Source organism: Clostridium sp. UBA1652 (assembly GCF_002320975.1).
Taxonomy (GTDB): Bacteria; Bacillota; Clostridia; order Clostridiales; family Clostridiaceae; genus Clostridium_T; species Clostridium_T intestinale.
In genome coordinates this window covers 90,555-107,649 of record NZ_DCLI01000079.1, presented here as the reverse complement: position 1 = coordinate 107,649, position 17,095 = coordinate 90,555, and the positions used below count along the sequence as shown (strand labels likewise).

Genomic DNA, 17,095 nt, shown 5'->3' with positions numbered 1-17,095 from the left:
CATCCTTAAAGAGCTGTTTACAATTAGTATATCTAAGCAGCTTTATGAGATACTGATGAGAATACTATTTTAAACAAAATTACGAGTATAAGCATTCCAACAGAAACTAAAGATATAACTCCACCAGCTGCGCAATTTGCATAATAGGAGATTATAAGTCCAGAAAGAATATCTACAACACTTATAATTACTGATAAAAACAAAGTTTTCTTAAAACCTTGATTAAATTGAAGAGCTGTAGCAACAGGAAGAGCTATCATTGAAGTAAGTACTAAAACCCCAACAACTCTTATAGATACTGATACTGTTGCAGCAACTAGTAGTGAAAAAATAAAATTAATAAACTTTACTTTAATTCCAGCTACTTGAGCACCTTCTTCATCAAAAGTTGTATAAAGTAGCTTATCAAAGAAAAATATAAGTACTAATATTGTAATTAAGCTTAAAATTCCAACTGTTATTAAGTCTTGAGTTGAAACTGTTAAAATACTACCAAAAAGATAGGAGTTAACATTTGATTTAATTTTGCCAGAACTCATTATAGTTATTGCTATACCGACACTGAGTGATAAAACTATAACTAATATTACTTCTGCATATTTTTTATAATAGTTCTTTAGAACTTCTATTAATACCGCACAAACTGAGGTAAAGGCAAAAGCGCTTAATAACGGATTAAATCCGAAAAGAACCCCTATAGATACACCTGCCAAAGAACTGTGAGCAAGGGTATCCCCTATCATTGAATGTCTTTTTAAGACTAAGAATATTCCTATACAAGGGCATAGTATTGATATTAATAATGAGATTATCATTGCATTTTGCATAAAACCGTATTGAAGCATTTGGTCCTCCTGAGACTAAAGTTATTACTAACAAAAAAATATATTAATGGAAATTACTTAAAAAAATCATATTGACAAGCAACTGTCCATAAGTATATTATAAGTGTAAATGCAAATGGATTGCAACAAATAATTTCTTAAGGAGTGTAAAAATGAATAAAAAATTTTTATCAGCCATGGTTTTGGCGCTAAGTGTTTCTATATTAGGAGGATGTGCTACGAAAACTAATAAGGCTGATAGCGGTAATAAAGATGACAAAGTTAAAGTTATAGTTTCTTTTAATCCATTAAAGGAATTTGTGGAAGCAGTAGGAAAAGATAAGGTTGATGTGCAAACAGTAATTTCAGAAGGGACAGAACCACATGATTTTGAGCCAAAAGCAAAAGATATGGAAGCGATAAGCAAGGCTGATATATTTGTATATAATGGATTAGGGATGGAAGAATGGGTAGAAAAAACCTTAGAAGCAGTGGATAATAAAGAATTAAGTATAGTTGTAGCATCTGATAACATAGATCCTATAAAGAATGAAGATGAACATGCTGACGAGCATGAAGAAGAAGCTGGAGAAGAACATGAACATGGGGAATTTGATCCACATACATGGTTAAGTCTGCAAAGTGCTAAGATAGAAGCAGAAAACATAAAAAATGCTTTAGTTAAAGTTGATGAAACTAATAAAGATTTTTATGAAGCTAACTATACAGAGTTTGCAGCTGAATTAGATACTCTTTATAATGACTATAAGACGAAGTTCGATTCAGTTTCTAATAAAGTGTTTGTAACTGGTCATGCTGCTTTTGGATACTTATGTAGAGATTTCGGATTAGAACAAAACAGTGTTGAAGATGTTTTTGCAGAAGGTGAACCAACTCCACAAAAGTTAGAAAAACTTATAGAGTATTCAAAGACTCATAAAGTAAAAACTATATTTATGGAAGAGCTTGCAAGCCCTAAAGTTTCTGAAACCCTTGCGAAAGAGGTTGGAGCAACTGTAGAAAAGATATACACAATTGAGAGTAAAGAAGACAACAAAAATTATATTGAGAGTATGAGAGATAATTTAGAAAAGATTTATAAAAGTCTTAAATAGAGAAAATAAAGTGTCAGAAGTCTGATTAATAGATTTCTGACACTAAGTTTTTTACAGAATAACTTAAAATAAATTGTTGATAATAAATAGAAGCTAGTATAAAATAAACACATTAATACTGTAGAAGCGATCCCCAGCTTCATCAAATCATTTGTTAAGGAATCTAATGAAGTTTTGCAAACTTCTACAGAATAGAAGTGCACATTAGCTCGGTAGAAGCGCTCCTCAGCTTCAGTCTAATCATTTAGTTAAGGAATTTAATGAAACTCTTGAGGAGAAGAGTTTCTACAGAGCAGAAGTGCACATTAATACTGTAGAAGTGATTATCAGCTTCAGTCTAATCAATTTAGTTAAGGAATTTAATGAAACTCTTGAGAAGAAGAGTTTCTACAGAATAGAAGTGCAAATCGTTTTTTAGTAATACTGGGAGGAATCATGGGAAATTATATAATTAAAAAGGTGTTAAACAACAATGTTGTAATTGCTGAAAAAGATAAAGAAGAGTTTGTCTTAGTAGGTAATGCAATAGGTTTTAATACTAATAAAGGTAAAAAGATTGAAGACAATAGAATAGAGAATATTTTTGTAAAGCAATCTGAAAAACATAAGGAAAACTTTAACAAGGTATTAGAGAATGTTAGTAGTGAAATCATAGGTATTTCTGAAGAAATAATATCCTTATGCGAAAAAGAATTAAATGTGAAATTAAGTGAAGCCATACATGTTTCTCTCCCAGATCATATTAACTTTGCAATTAGAAGAGTTTCGGAAGGCATAAATATCGAAAATCCTTTTTTAAGTGAGCTAGAAGCTTTATATCCTAGAGAGTATAGATTAGCAGAAACCTCATTAAATATGATAAACAGAGATATTAAAGTGAACCTACCTAAAGGAGAAATTGGCTTTATATGTATGCATATAAAAGCTGCTATGGGTAATCAAAACGTTAGTGATACTTTAGCATATACTAGGAAAATAGGAGAAGTTATGGAGTTTTTATATAAGCTTCTAAATAAGCCTGTTGATAGGGGAACTTTAAGTTATGTAAGAACTATAACTCATCTGAATTTTATGATTGAAAGAGTAATTAAGAAAAAATATATTAAAAATGAACTGCTTGACAACATAAAAAAAGAATACTATAATCAATACGACATTGCAATTAAGGTTGCTATGAAAATTGAAAACATATTTTCTTTAAAGGTGCCAGAAGATGAAATTGGATATATGGCACTCCATATAAATAGGATTAAAGAAATGTAATTAGTGTTACTATTAAATTAGGCACGAATTAAGAAATATAACTACAAGTATAGTTATGTTTCTTAGTTCGTGTTTTTTTGTTTTGGTATTAATTCTGTAAAAATAGGAATAATACAGAATTATATATAAATATTAATAATTTTTAGGAGGTATTATTTTGAAAAAACTTTTTTCAGTTCTTCAAAAAATAGGTAAATCATTGATGTTACCAGTATCAGTTTTACCAGCAGCTGGACTTTTATTAAGATTTGGACAGCCGGACTTATTAAACATTCCTTACATGGCTCAAGCAGGAGATGCTATATTTACTAATCTTCCAATGATATTTGCTGTTGGAGTTGCTATAGGATTTTCAGGTGGAGAAGCAGTAGCTGCATTAGCATCAGTTGTTGGTCAGCTTATACTTCAAGCAATTATAAAGGTTGCAAGCGCAGACGCAGCTTTATCATTAGCTACAAAAACTGCTTCTGAGCAAGGGGTATCATTAGATGCATTTATGCAAACTGCCGCATATGCTGATATAGTTTCTAAAACAAATATTAACATGGGTGTTTTTGGTGGAATCATAATAGGTTTAATTGCAGGTGTTTTATACAACAAGTTCCATGATATTAAGTTACCACAAGTTTTAGGTTTCTTTGGTGGAAAAAGATTTGTTCCAATAATAACATCTGTTGCAGCCTTAATTTTTGCTGCTGTTGGAGTTCAAATATGGGCTCCTATACAAGATGGAATTAACGTATTCTCTCAATGGGCAAGTTCATCAGTATTTGGTCCTGCATTATACGCAGCAGGTAAGAGACTTCTTATTCCAGTTGGTTTACATCACATGTATTATCCAACATTCCTTTATCAAGTTGGTGAATATGTATCTAATGGAGTAACTTACTTTGGTGATACAGCTAGATATTTCCATGGAGATCCAACTGCCGGAATATTTATGGCATCTGAATATCCAGTTTTAATGTTTGGTCTTCCAGGAGCAGCTGTAGCTATGATAGCAGCAGCTAAAAAGGAAAACAGAAAAAAAGTATCTGGTATGATGATATCAGCAGCTTTAGTTGCTTTCTTAACAGGAATCACTGAACCAATAGAATTTTCATTTATATTCGTTGCACCAATACTTTTTGTATTCCATGTTGCGGCAGCATTCTTATCAGGTATAATAACTAGCTTATTACAAATAAGACTTGGTTACACTTTCTCAGCATCATTTATTGACTATTTATTAGGACTTAAGTTTGCTGGACACCCTGTTCTTATATGGCTTGTAGGTATAGCTTATTTTGCATTATACTTCTTCGTATTCTACTTTGTAATAAGAGCTACTAATGCTAAAACTCCAGGTAGAGAAGATGAAAGTAGTGAAGATATAGCACCTCTTAACTTCAAAGGAAGTGAAAGAGCAGCTAAGGTTTTAGAAGCTATAGGTGGAAAAGATAACATAGAAGTTTTAGATGCATGTATAACAAGACTAAGACTTACTTTAAAAGATCCAGCGGCAGTTGATCAAGGTACATTAAAAGCTTTAGGTGCTGCAGGTGTTTTAGTTGCTGGAAGCAATGTTCAAGCAATATTTGGAACAGAAGCAGAAAAGATTAAAGATGATATCAAAGCAATAATAGCAAATGGTGGATATGTTTCACAAAAAGCTGAAACTAAGGCTGAAAAAGTAGAAGAAGTTGAAGCAAAACCAGCAGTTAGTGCAGTAGCTGAATTACTTAATCCAATTGATGGTAAAGCAGTTGAATTATCAGAGGTTCCGGATGAAGTTTTTGCAGGAAAAATGCTTGGTGATGGATATGCAGTTGTACCATCAGACAACAAAGTATATGCTCCAGCAGACGGAGAAATCAAGGTTCTTTTCCCAACTAAACATGCAATAGCAATAGAAACGCCAGAAGCTTTAGAAGTATTAGTTCATGTAGGTATTGATACTGTAAGCTTAAATGGAGAAGGTTTCACTGCACATGTAAATCAAGGGGATAAAGTTAAAAAAGGAGATTTATTACTAACATTTGATAATGAGCTTATCAAAGAAAAAGCAAAAAGTAATATAACTCCAGTAATCATAACTAACATGAATCTAGTAACAGACATAAAATTAGATTTAGGGAATAAAAATCATGGTGATAAGGTAGCAACAGTACATATCAACTAGATTTGATAGAGGCCCATCAAAGTAAATTATGCTTTGATGGGCCTTTTTTGATGGAAATATTAGAAAACCTTATAAAATCTTTAAAAATTAGCTTTATTCTTATTTTAAAGAAAAAATAAGAATAAAGGTGGTATTTATTTTGAGTAATACAAAGTTATGTGTAAAGAATCTTAATAAAAATATTGGGAGAAGAAAGATAATTCAAGATTTATCTTTTGAAGTAAATAAAGGAGATATCTGCGGATTTTTAGGTTCTAATGGAGCAGGAAAAACAACTACCATAAGGATGATTACAGGTCTTATAAAGCCAACTAGCGGAGAAATCACTATATCAGGAAAAAATATAATAAATAACAGAGGTGAAGCTTTAGAAAACTTAGGAGCAATAGTAGAGAGTCCTATATTTTTCCCTTATATGTCAGGAAGAAAAAATCTTCAAAATTTAGCTAGGCTCAATAAAGGGATGGAAAGAAAAAAGCAGCTAGAAAAAGTTGAAGAGGTTTTAGAAATTGTTGGTTTAAAAGATAGAGCTAAGGATAAAGTTAAAACTTATTCATTAGGTATGAAGCAAAGACTTGGAATTGCACAGGCTCTTTTAAATGATCCAGAGATAGTTATATTAGATGAACCTGCAAATGGTCTAGACCCAATGGGAATGAAAGAGCTTAGAGAACTTATCATTATGCTTAAGGAAACAAAAGGAATAACCTTTTTTATATCTAGTCATTTATTAGATGAACTGCAACAAGTTTGTAATAAGTTAGTACTAATAAAGGAAGGAATATTAATCTGGACAGGAACTACAAAAGAACTAATTAAGGAATCAAGTAATAGTGGAAGATTAGAAGATGCATTTATAAATATAATGACAAGAAATGAGAGGATTATTTAATGAAAAACTTATTTGTATGTGAATTTGAAAGGATATGGAGTAAAAAAAGTACTTGGCTTTTGTTTTTGTTAATTCCTTTCGTAATTTTTGCTTCAGGAAAATACTATTTATCACATAATATTGCAGTAGATCTAGCTAGTGCAGAATTTACTTCCTTTGGTAATTTTCCAGCCGCTACAATACAAGAGCAACTTATTACTTTTTTTAATGCTTCAGCACTATTAATTATTGCTTTATCTATAACAGAAGAATATAGAACCGGAGAAATAAGAATGGTGTTAATTAGGTGTAAATCCTTTGGGCAGCTATTTGTTTGTAAGATCTTTGCTATGTTTACTACTATACTTATGATGCTTATTACTTATTTTATATGTAGTTTGGTTATTGGATATTTTCTTATGCCACGGGTAGATAATATAAAGATATTCTACTATGATGGTTTTTTCACTATATCTCAAAGTTTTATATATGCACTTAAATATTATAGTTATTCATTTATAACACTTTTAGCTTTTGCATCAGTAGGAATTTTTATTGGAATTATTAGTAGAAGTATAACAACAGCTATTGGATCAGGAGTAGGATTTTTGCTATTTTCACTTATTTATCCACAGTTAGTATATATATTTAGTTCCATAAAGGGTGTGGGAACTATGAAGATTCAATTGTTATCTATTACTCATATTCAACATATGGGAATAGCAATGGCATTAGGTGAAAGGTCTCTGTTTTTGGGCTGGAGCACTTTAATATTAGTGGTTTATATAGTTGTGTTTATAACCACATCTTATGTGATATTTACAAGAAGTGATAAGAATATTTAGGAGGAGAGAATTATGAAAAATTTAGTAATTAGCGAATTAGAGAGAGTTTGGAGTAGAGGAAAAACTAAAGGGCTACTGATTTTATTTATAGGTATAACAATTTTGTGGGGATTTTTTATGAAGCAATCTGATATGGGGTTTTATGATCCTGATACTATTATGAAACTTAATTCTCTAAATTTTGGAGTTTTTATTGTTAGAGACATTCATCCCCTATTAGTTTTTGTTGTATTACCTATGCTTTATGTGGATTGTTTTAATGGGGAACATAGTTTAGGATACTATAGAAATGTAATGATTAGACCCTATAAGAAGTGGCAGTTTATAGTTTCTAAAATAATTGCTCAAATAATAGTTACATTTATTGTTGTTTTTATCATGTTTGTTCTAACAAGTATTTTAGGAGAATTGTGTTTTGATAAAGTTGATAGTACAGAGTTCTTTAAAGTATCAGGAAACTTTAGTTTTCTTGGAGCTTTTATATACAGAGCAAAGTATTATTTTGTTGAATTTGTTATATTAATTACTGTTCTTTCATTAAGTACCCTTATATGTACTATAATACCTAATGTAGTTTTGGCATTTATGAGCATAGTAGGATTTTTTATTGGAGGAATATATGTATTAGGAGATGATTTCTTTTTCTTTTTAAGTAGTGGGAAAGATATCTTTGATGTTTTAGGAAATGTACAATCTTATAGTTTTTATATAATTGTAGTATCATTTATAATAATAGGTATAACTTCAACTTTAACTTTGTGGAAAAGAAAAGACTTTTTGTATTAAATTTAAGAAGGTGATTTTATGCATGGAAGAATACTTATTTGTGATGATGAAAAAGAAATAGTTGATTTCATTGAAGATGCTTTAGTTGATGAAGGATATGAAGTAATAACAGCTTATGATGGAGATATGGCTGTTTCTATGATTAATAAACAACCAGATTTAATTCTTCTAGATATTATGATGCCTGGTAAAGATGGGTATGAGGTTTGTAATAAAATAAGAGATAAAGTAAATTGTCCAATAATATTCTTAAGCGCAAAACAAGATGAAATGGATAAGTTAAAAGCATTAGCTTTAGGTGGAGATGATTATATAACAAAACCTTTTAGCATAAGAGAGCTTAAGGCAAGAGTATCTGCTCATATAAGAAGAGATAGAAGGACCTATCAAGGAGAAAGAAGAAATATTATTTATTTTGGAAGTTTAAGTATAGATATTTCAAGTAGAGAACTTTATTATGATAATGAGAAAACAGAGGTGCGTTTTACAAAAAAAGAGTTTGATATTATAGAACTTCTATGTTTACATCCTATGCAAGTCTTCTCTAAAGAACAGATATATGAAAAGATTTGGGGATATGATGCTGAAGGTGACTCCTCATCTGTTGCTGAACATGTGAAAAATATAAGAAATAAACTACTTGTAATTAATGAGAACTTAGATTATATCTCTACAGTATGGGGAGTCGGGTATAAGTGGGAGAAAAATAAATGATTAAATATCTTTCTATTAAAAAGCAGTTTGTTTTATGTTTTGTATTTATAATTTCTGTAAGTTTGCTGTTATCAATTATAACCTATAGCGGATATTTTATAGCTATGAGCAAAAATTTAATTCTTCCAAGCAATTATTATGAGAAAATGGTTCCTGGTATCATAGATTATATAGAGTCGCAAGGAACATCAGTTTTAAATAAAGCTAATCGGCAAGAATTAGAGACTGTGATTCCTAAAAACGGTATTGAATATATAGTTTTAGATAACGAATATAATCCTATATATGGAGATATAGAAAAGATATCACCGAATGAAAAGAAATCATTAGAAGAAAATGAAAGTAGATATATACACGGACAAAATATAAGTGTTTTTAAGTTTATAAAGAAAGAGGGAGAGATAAAAGGCGTCGTTTTAATAAGATATTATTTGAAGGCCACAGCAAAAAATGAAAAGTGGAATTTCTTAGTTCCATCTGATGGAGTTCTTCTATTTTCCCCATTTATATATATAAGTATATGTACATGGATATTTGTAAGAAGGTTTAGCAGAAATATAAATAAACCTATTGATGATTTAATAAATGCAGCTAAGAAGATAAAAAACAAAGATTTAGATTTTCACATGGAATATGAAGCTGATAATGAATTAGGGGAGCTTACTAAAGCTTTTGAAGCTATGAGAGATGAACTTCAAATTTCATTAAATACCCAATGGTTAATAGAGCAAGAAAGAAGTGATATGATCGCTGCTATAGGACATGATTTAAGAACACCCCTTACAGTAATTAAAGGACATATAGAAGTGCTACAAGAAAGTAACCTTGATAATAAGGAAAGATTACACAAATATATAGATACTATAGCTAATAATACCAATAGAGCTATAAAACTAATTGAGGATATGAATATTATATCTAAATTAGAGCGAATAGATTTCAAATTATCACCTAAAGATGTACACTTAGAAAATTTTGTAGAAGAGATAAAAAGTAATTATGAAGTTATATGTAAGAAAAAGAATATAAAATTTTCAGTTGATTATATGGATTTTAATGAAGAAAAATCAAATGTCAAAATAGATGTTTATAGGATAGGTCAGGTTTTAGATAATATAATATCAAATAGTAATAGATTTACGCCAGAAGGTGGGTTTATTAAGTTGAAAATTACTAATTATATTGATGAATTACATTTTAAAATAGAAGATAGCGGAATAGGATTCTCCTCGAAAGATAAAAAAAGAATTTTTGAAAAGTTTTATCAAGGAGATGAAAGCAGATCTAAGGAAAAAGGCCATTTTGGATTAGGTATGAATATAGCTAAAATTATAGTTGAAAAGCATGGTGGAGAAATTAAGGTGAAAAACAACGATGATGGTGGAGCGTGTGTTGAATTTTATATTAAAAATTCATAAAATACTATTTAAGAAAAATTTTTTTCATTTATCTTATATGATTAATTTATGATACAATTTCTAGAGATAGTGTTAGGAATAAAATAGCATATATACAGTTATTAGTTTGTAATTATATTAAGTACAAATAAAAATCGGAATCTTAGAAATAACGTCTAATTATATATAAGTGAAGGGAGAAATTTTTGAATATGCGTTTAGAAGAACTGGTAAATAAACATTATAGCCAATTAAATCAAAATGATATTCATATCTGGAGATACATAGTTAAAAATAAAAAGAGCTGTAGTAATTTAACTATAGAAGAGCTAGCAAGCCGTTGTAATGTATCAAGAACAACCATTTTAAGATTTGCTCAGAAGCTTTCATTAAAAGGTTATAGTGAACTTAAGATATATCTTAAATGGGAAACTTCTGAAGAAGTGCAGATGGAGACTGAGGCTATTAAAGTTATGTGTGATGGTTATAATAGAGCAATTAACGATTTAGCTAAAAGAGATTTTACTGGAGCTTGTAAATTAATTTATGAAGCTAATAGAGTTTTTGTTTATGGTTCAGGAGATATTCAAATGGCTGTAGCTAAGCAGCTAAAGTTGATGTTTCTACATGGGGGAGAATGTTTATATGATATTGAAGGATTATCAGTAGATGAAACATTCTTTAGTTTAGTTAATCCAAATGATTTAGTGATTTTAATATCATTAAACGGTGAATCTAATAAAGTAGTGGAACTTGCTAAAAAGATGAATCTTCTTAATGTAAAAGTAGTGTCTATAACAAAATTAAAAGACAATACATTAGCTAGTTTAAGTGATGAGAATATTTATATAACAACTTCACAAGTAAACTACGATAGCAATTATAGGAGCTTTGAATCTTATACTATTTTATATATTGTGGCTGAAATATTGTTTGTTAGATATGGTTTATATAAAAAGAATAGAAATCTTGAAAAGAAGACATTTAAAGACTTTAAGAATTAATTATAAGAAAACAGTTTGGTTATATAAGTTAACTATACTGTTTTCTTTTTTAATCAAATTAATTGACAAAAATTTATCAATTATAAAATATTAGCTGTGAAAATTCACAAGAAATGTGATAAAACACAGGTTTTGGCGTGGTAGAACTAAAAGAGATTAAGCTATTGAAAACGATATTGTTAATTGCTAGTATAATATTTGTCAAGACGTCTTGTTGATAATGAATAGGGGAGGTTTAGGTTTATTATGATGAAAAAAATTCAACGTTTCGGTGGAGCAATGTTTACTCCAACGCTATTATTTGCATTTGCAGGTATAGCTGTAGGGTTCTCAAGCTTATTTATGAATCAGGAAGTTATGGGAAGTTTAGCAGACCCTTCAGGTATGTGGTACAAATGTTGGGATGTTGTTGCTTCTGGAGCATGGACAGTATTTATGCAATTGCCGTTATTATTTGTAATTGGATTACCAGTTGCTCTAGCTAAAAAACAAAATGCAAGAGCATGTTTAGAAGCTGTAGTAACATATTTAACTTTTAATTATTTCTTATCAGCAATATTAAAATATTGGGGACAAAACTTTGGTGTAAATATGGAAGCTGCTGTAGGAAGTTCAAGTGGTCTTACTATGATAGCAGGTATTAAAACATTGGATACAGGAATGATAGGCGCGCTTATTATATCAGGAATAGTAATTTACATTCACGATAAATATTTTGATAAAGAATTACCAGAAATGTTAGGTATATTTAGAGGGTCATCATTAGTTGTTATGATAGGATTCTTTGTTATGATTCCACTTGCAGTACTATTTGCGTTTGTATGGCCACAAGTTCAAGTTGGAATGCGTTCAATGCAAGGTTTCTTCGTATCGGCAGGAAGCTTTGGGGTATGGGTATATTCTTTCTTAGAAAGAATATTAATTCCTACAGGATTACATCACTTTGTTTATTCACCATTTGTATATGATAATGCAATTGTTCAAGGAGGTACTGCGGTATATTGGCCAACACATTTAAGTGAATTTGCTACATCAGCAAGGTCATTAAAGGAAATGTATCCGGTTGGATTCTCTTTATCAGGTATGTCAAAAGTATTTGGTTCAATAGGTATTTCTTTAGCTTTCTATAAAACTGCAAAACCAGGAAAGAAAAAAGTTGTTGCAGGGTTAATGGTTCCAGTTGCGTTAACAGCAATATTTACAGGTATTACTGAACCAATAGAATTTACATTCTTATTTATAGCACCAGGATTGTTTGTAGTTCACTCACTTTTAGCTGCAACTGTATCTACAGTAGCATTTATGTTTGGAGTTGTTGGAGATTTTGGTGGAGGACTTATTAACTGGTTTGCATTAAATTGGATACCTCTAGGAAAATACCATTTTAATACTTACTTAGCACAAGTAATAATAGGGTTAATATTCTCCGCAATATGGTATTTCGTATTTAAGTTCTTAATTGAGAGATTTAATTTAAAAACACCTGGTCGTGAAAGCGATGATGAAGATGCTAAATTATATACTAAGAAAGAATATAAAGAAATGAAAGAGCAAGTTTCAGCAACAGAAGTAACTAAAAAGAATAAAAATGCTGTGAAAGCTGAATTGTTTTTATCTGCATTAGGTGGAAAAGAGAATATTCAAGATGTTACTAACTGCGCAACTAGATTAAGGATCACTGTAAAAGATAGTACTAAGATAGCTTCAGATACAGTATTCAAAGAAGCTGGGGCTCATGGGCTTGTGAAAAATGGAGATGCAATTCAAGTAATAGTTGGATTATCTGTACCAACAATTAGAGAAGAATTTGAAAATTTATTATAAAGAAAATACTTGAAAAAGTTAGTTTGATTAAATTATTGTAATGAAAGAAGGTAGTAAGATGAAAAAGAAGAATTCAGTACTTATCGCAGGAGGCGGAAGTACGTACACACCAGGAATCGTAATGACGTTGCTAGAAAATATGGATGAATTTCCTGTAAGAAAGATCAAGTTATATGATAATGATAAAGAAAGACAGGAAACTTTAGCTGAAGCTTGTAAAATAATAATAGCAGAAAAGACACCAGAAGTTGAATTCTTATATACAACAGATCCAGAAGAAGCATTTACAGATGTAGATTTTGTTATGGCTCAGCTAAGAGTTGGAAAATATGCAATGCGTGAACAAGATGAAAAGATTCCATTAAAATACGATGTAGTAGGTCAAGAAACTTGTGGACCAGGTGGAATAGCTTATGGAATGAGATCAATAGGACCAGTTATTGAACTAATAGATTATATGGAAAAATATTCGCCAAATGCATGGTTATTAAACTATTCAAATCCAGCAGCAATAGTAGCTGAAGCAACTAGAAGATTAAGACCTAACTCAAGAATAATTAATATATGTGATATGCCAGTTTGTCTTGAAGAGATAATGGCAAGAGTATTAAAACTTAATTCAAGAAAAGATATGGAAGTTAGATACTACGGATTAAATCATTTTGGTTGGTGGACAAGTATAAAAGATAAAGATGGAAATGATTTAATGGAAAAGATAAAAGAGCATGTTAGACTTAGAGGTTATACAGAAGATATACCAGCAGGTCAACACAAAGAAGAAAGCTGGCTTGAAGCAATGAGAGCAGCTAAAGAGCTTTTAGAAATTGAACCAGAAACATTACCTAATACTTACTTAAAGTATTATTTAATGGCTGATGATACTGTTGCTCATGCAAATAAAGATTATACAAGAGCGAATGAAGTTATGGATCGTAGAGAAAAACAAATATTTGAGACTTGTAACAAGATTATAAAAGATGGAACTTCAGAAGGTTGTGGAATAAAGTCTAGTGAACATTCTACTTATATAATTGATCTTGCGAAGGCTCTTGCTTACAATACAAAAGAAAGAATGCTTTTAATAGTTGAAAATAAGGGTGCAATAGAAAACTTTGATAGAACAGCTATGGTTGAAATTCCTTGTATAGTAGGTAAGGATGGATACGAACCAATGGTTATGGGTGCAATTCCAACATTCCAAAAAGGATTAATGGAACAACAAGTAGCTTCTGAAAAATTAACTGTTGAAGCTTGGATTGAAGGATCATACCAAAAGTTATGGCAGGCAATTACAATGTCAAAAACAGTACCAAGTGCTAAAGTTGCAAAATTAATTTTAGATGATTTAATTGAAGCAAATAAAGAATTCTGGCCAATACTAAAATAATATACACAAATAACATGAGTCATTGATGAGAAAATTCTATGAAAAAAAGCCACTCATCAGTGGCTCAAATATTTAAATGCAGATATGATGTTAATGATAAAGGAGTAATTTATGTTTAAGTTTTTTAAGAAAACAAGCTTGAGTGAGTTAATTAAAGCACCTATATCAGGTAAATGCATTCCATTAGAGGAAGTGAAAGATGAAGTATTTTCTTCAAAGATGATAGGTGATGGGATTGCAATTGATTCAACAGGCGATATAGTTTATGCACCAGCAGACGGAACGATTGCAACAATTGTAAATTCAAAGCATGCAGTTGGAATGCAACTTAACAATGGAGTGGAAATATTAATTCATGTTGGACTGGAGACAGTTGAACTAGAAGGAGAAGGATTCACTTTACTTGTAAATGTAAATGATAAAGTAAAAGAAGGAACACCACTTATTAAAATTGATAGGGCTTTTATTGAATCTAAAGGAATGAGCTTAGTAACCCCAGTTATTATTATAGAAAGTGAAAAATATGATATAGATAAATGTGCAATTGGACAAGAAGTATATGGAGGGAAAAATACTGTAATTGAATATAGAGTGAAATAAAGTAGCAATATATAAGATTTAGGGAGCTAATAAAGTGGAAGATAGAAAACAAAAATATTTATATACAGTATTATATGTATTAATATATATAGCTTTTTCGTTTGCTATGACGCAATTTACACCATTTTTATCAAAGTTAGGATATGACTCAATGGAAAGAGGGGTGTTGTTATCATCATTTGCAGTGATGACTATAATACTACAATTATTATTTGGGTTTTTATCAGATAAATATCAAACAGTAAAAAAGTTTATGGTAGTTGCTTTATTAATATATGCAGTTTCATCCTATATGTTTTATTCAAAGGAAGTACAAAACTTCATCTTTCATATGATTGTGATTGCAATTAGTGGAGGACTTATTAATACTTGTTGTGGGCTAAGTGATACATGGATACTTGGAAATACTGAATATTTGAGAAGTCGTTTATCCTTTATAAAAGCATTTGGATCAATTGGTTGGGCGGTAGGAAGTATTATATTACCAATAATTATTTATAGATTTGGGTATGTTGGTCTAGGTAATGGGATATTGATATTATGTATATTCTCATTAGGAGTGATATATTTTATAAAAGATGTACAAGGCAGTAGTAAGGATATAGAAAAAGCGGGATTAGATGATATAAAGGAACTCATACTGAATAAAAAATATAACTTATTAGTATTTGTCCTTTTCTTAATGTATTGTGTTATTGTAACAAATAATAGTGCAGTTGTAGATAAAATGCTTATTTTAGGAGCTACAGACTCACAAATAGGTTACAAGTGGTCTATTCAATCTGTTATTGAGATTCCAACATATTTATTTGGAGGATATCTTTTGAGGAAGTTTAATCACTATTCTTTATTAAAGACTTCAGCAATTGCATTAACGATTCAGTTTTTATTATTTGGATTTAGCAGTAGTGTAGTTGGAATTATTATATTAAGTTTATTTCAAGTTCTCACAACACCACTATTATTGATTGCTTCAAAAAACTTAATATTTGAATTAACTAATAATAAGATGAAATCTACAGGACAATTATATGCATTAAGTATTTTCACAGGACTGTCTTCGCTTTTAATACCAACTTGTGCAGGAGCAATAACGAGATATTTTAGTGTAAATGTAACACTGTTTATGGCAGCATCTTTATCAGCTATAGCTTTCTCATTGATTAATATTTTAAAGAGGATGAACTAAAAGTTTACAAATTCCCTATCTTATATAAAATTATAAGGTAGGGAATTTTTATGTGTTTTAAAGATAGAGAATCAAATGGACAGGCTGTATTTTAAAATTGCAATTATTTTATGATATAATAATGAAGCTATAGAACTTAATAAATATAAGTATAATAAAATAATCTTATATACAAAGATTAAAACAATTGGAGTTGATTAAGTGGAATTATTCATATCAGATCTTGATGGTACATTGCTAAACAGTAATAAAGAGATATCAGTTTATTCTAAAAAAGTGTTAAATAATTTAATTAATGAAGGAATTAATTTTACAGTAGCTACAGCTAGAACACCTGCTACAGTAATAGATATTCTTGAAGATTTAAACATTAAATTACCTGTAATTCTCATGAATGGGGTTATAATATATGACATTAATGAAAAAAGATATATTAATATAGAATCAGTTGAAAGGTCTTTAGTTCATGATATACTAAAGGTTTTTGAAAATAATAAAAAAAGTCCTTTAGTGTATGGAATTAATGATGATGAGCTTTTGGTATATTATAAGGAATTTGTTTATGAAGTAGAAAAGGATTTTTATAAAGAAAGATGCAACAGTCCATATAAAACTTTTCTTAAGGTAGATGAGTATATTGAATCTACTAAGAATTCAAAAATAATAAATTTTATAGCTTATGATAAGCTTGAAGTTATAAAAAATATATATGATGAACTTTCAAAACTCGAAGGAATAACAGTTGATTATTATGAAGAGATATATAGAAAAGGCTGGTACTATTTAGATGCCTATAGTTCTAAAGCATCAAAAGCTAATGGAATAAAATTTTTATCAAGGTACGTACAAACAGATAAAGTAATATGCTTTGGAGATAACTTAAATGATATTCCTATGTTTAAGGTATCAGATGAAAGTTATGCAGTAAATAATGCTAATGATGTTTTAAAAGATATGGCTACTGCAGTAATAGAAGGTAATAATGATGATGCGGTTGCAAAGTTTATTGAGAAAAGAGTAAGAAAAGGTATATAGTTAAATTTAGATCTAAACTAATATAAAAGATATACTAATAATACCATAAATAAAAAATAGCATTTTATCAGCAAAAGCTT

Annotated in this window: 15 protein-coding genes; 14 read left to right on the top strand and 1 reads right to left on the bottom strand. The window is 29.8% G+C overall.

What is annotated here, in order from left to right:
• Positions 1 to 32: 32 nt before the first annotated feature.
• The gene (locus B3N22_RS16875; protein ID WP_286908854.1) at positions 33 to 845 is read right to left on the bottom strand and encodes a metal ABC transporter permease; all 813 of its coding nucleotides are present in this window, start codon (positions 843 to 845) and stop codon (positions 33 to 35) included.
• A gap of 152 nt (positions 846 to 997) precedes the next feature.
• Between B3N22_RS16875 and B3N22_RS16870 the strand changes: the two genes are divergently transcribed.
• From B3N22_RS16870 to B3N22_RS16805, 14 genes are all read left to right on the top strand, one after another.
• Positions 998 to 1,939 (top strand): metal ABC transporter solute-binding protein, Zn/Mn family, encoded by a 942-nt coding sequence (locus B3N22_RS16870; RefSeq protein WP_286908852.1) that lies wholly within the window; start codon positions 998 to 1,000, stop codon positions 1,937 to 1,939.
• 435 nt (positions 1,940 to 2,374) lie between these two features.
• Positions 2,375 to 3,202: a PRD domain-containing protein gene (locus B3N22_RS16865; protein ID WP_021800802.1), complete on the top strand. Its 828-nt coding sequence runs from the start codon at positions 2,375 to 2,377 to the stop codon at positions 3,200 to 3,202.
• A 202-nt stretch (positions 3,203 to 3,404) separates the two neighbouring features.
• Positions 3,405 to 5,363 (top strand): glucose PTS transporter subunit IIA, encoded by a 1,959-nt coding sequence (locus B3N22_RS16860; protein WP_286908899.1) that lies wholly within the window; start codon positions 3,405 to 3,407, stop codon positions 5,361 to 5,363.
• Positions 5,364 to 5,502: 139 nt separating this feature from the next.
• A complete protein-coding gene (locus B3N22_RS16855; protein WP_286908850.1) occupies positions 5,503 to 6,255 on the top strand; it encodes an ABC transporter ATP-binding protein in 753 nt (250 codons plus the stop codon).
• Entirely contained in the window at positions 6,255 to 7,079 is an 825-nt protein-coding gene (locus B3N22_RS16850) for an ABC transporter permease subunit (RefSeq protein ID WP_286908849.1), read from the top strand. Before B3N22_RS16855 ends, B3N22_RS16850 begins: the two co-directional genes overlap by 1 nt.
• 12 nt (positions 7,080 to 7,091) lie before the next feature.
• Positions 7,092 to 7,865 (top strand): hypothetical protein, encoded by a 774-nt coding sequence (locus B3N22_RS16845; RefSeq protein WP_286908847.1) that lies wholly within the window; start codon positions 7,092 to 7,094, stop codon positions 7,863 to 7,865.
• Between the two features lie 18 nt (positions 7,866 to 7,883).
• On the top strand, positions 7,884 to 8,579 hold the full coding sequence (locus B3N22_RS16840) for a response regulator transcription factor (RefSeq protein WP_286908845.1): 696 nt from the start codon (positions 7,884 to 7,886) through the stop codon (positions 8,577 to 8,579).
• Positions 8,576 to 9,997, top strand: a complete 1,422-nt coding sequence (locus B3N22_RS16835) for a HAMP domain-containing sensor histidine kinase (protein WP_286908843.1) — start codon at positions 8,576 to 8,578, stop codon at positions 9,995 to 9,997. Before B3N22_RS16840 ends, B3N22_RS16835 begins: the two co-directional genes overlap by 4 nt.
• A gap of 191 nt (positions 9,998 to 10,188) precedes the next feature.
• The gene (locus B3N22_RS16830; RefSeq protein WP_021800809.1) at positions 10,189 to 10,980 is read left to right on the top strand and encodes a MurR/RpiR family transcriptional regulator; all 792 of its coding nucleotides are present in this window, start codon (positions 10,189 to 10,191) and stop codon (positions 10,978 to 10,980) included.
• 246 nt (positions 10,981 to 11,226) lie between these two features.
• Positions 11,227 to 12,804 (top strand): alpha-glucoside-specific PTS transporter subunit IIBC, encoded by a 1,578-nt coding sequence (locus B3N22_RS16825; protein WP_286908841.1) that lies wholly within the window; start codon positions 11,227 to 11,229, stop codon positions 12,802 to 12,804.
• A gap of 58 nt (positions 12,805 to 12,862) precedes the next feature.
• Complete coding sequence (locus B3N22_RS16820; protein WP_286908839.1) at positions 12,863 to 14,191, top strand: 6-phospho-alpha-glucosidase; 1,329 nt, start codon at positions 12,863 to 12,865, stop codon at positions 14,189 to 14,191.
• 111 nt (positions 14,192 to 14,302) lie between these two features.
• A complete protein-coding gene (locus B3N22_RS16815; RefSeq protein WP_286908837.1) occupies positions 14,303 to 14,791 on the top strand; it encodes a PTS sugar transporter subunit IIA in 489 nt (162 codons plus the stop codon).
• 34 nt (positions 14,792 to 14,825) lie between these two features.
• A complete protein-coding gene (locus tag B3N22_RS16810; RefSeq protein ID WP_286908835.1) occupies positions 14,826 to 15,980 on the top strand; it encodes an MFS transporter in 1,155 nt (384 codons plus the stop codon).
• Between the two features lie 201 nt (positions 15,981 to 16,181).
• A complete protein-coding gene (locus B3N22_RS16805) occupies positions 16,182 to 17,015 on the top strand; it encodes an HAD family hydrolase (protein WP_286908834.1) in 834 nt (277 codons plus the stop codon).
• The last annotated feature ends 80 nt before the right edge of the window (positions 17,016 to 17,095 follow it).

Excerpts from the sequence above, each read along its gene's own strand:
- B3N22_RS16865 (WP_021800802.1), top strand. The coding sequence starts at position 2,375 with ATGGGAAATTATATAATTAAAAAGGTGTTAAACAACAATGTTGTAATT.
- B3N22_RS16870 (WP_286908852.1), top strand. The coding sequence starts at position 998 with ATGAATAAAAAATTTTTATCAGCCATGGTTTTGGCGCTAAGTGTTTCT.
- B3N22_RS16850 (WP_286908849.1), top strand. The coding sequence starts at position 6,255 with ATGAAAAACTTATTTGTATGTGAATTTGAAAGGATATGGAGTAAAAAA.
- B3N22_RS16825 (WP_286908841.1), top strand. The coding sequence starts at position 11,227 with ATGATGAAAAAAATTCAACGTTTCGGTGGAGCAATGTTTACTCCAACG.
- B3N22_RS16830 (WP_021800809.1), top strand. The coding sequence starts at position 10,189 with ATGCGTTTAGAAGAACTGGTAAATAAACATTATAGCCAATTAAATCAA.
- B3N22_RS16840 (WP_286908845.1), top strand. The coding sequence starts at position 7,884 with ATGCATGGAAGAATACTTATTTGTGATGATGAAAAAGAAATAGTTGAT.
- B3N22_RS16820 (WP_286908839.1), top strand. The coding sequence starts at position 12,863 with ATGAAAAAGAAGAATTCAGTACTTATCGCAGGAGGCGGAAGTACGTAC.
- B3N22_RS16815 (WP_286908837.1), top strand. The coding sequence starts at position 14,303 with ATGTTTAAGTTTTTTAAGAAAACAAGCTTGAGTGAGTTAATTAAAGCA.
- B3N22_RS16860 (WP_286908899.1), top strand. The coding sequence starts at position 3,405 with ATGTTACCAGTATCAGTTTTACCAGCAGCTGGACTTTTATTAAGATTT.
- B3N22_RS16875 (WP_286908854.1), bottom strand. The coding sequence starts at position 845 with ATGCTTCAATACGGTTTTATGCAAAATGCAATGATAATCTCATTATTA.
- B3N22_RS16835 (WP_286908843.1), top strand. The coding sequence starts at position 8,576 with ATGATTAAATATCTTTCTATTAAAAAGCAGTTTGTTTTATGTTTTGTA.
- B3N22_RS16845 (WP_286908847.1), top strand. The coding sequence starts at position 7,092 with ATGAAAAATTTAGTAATTAGCGAATTAGAGAGAGTTTGGAGTAGAGGA.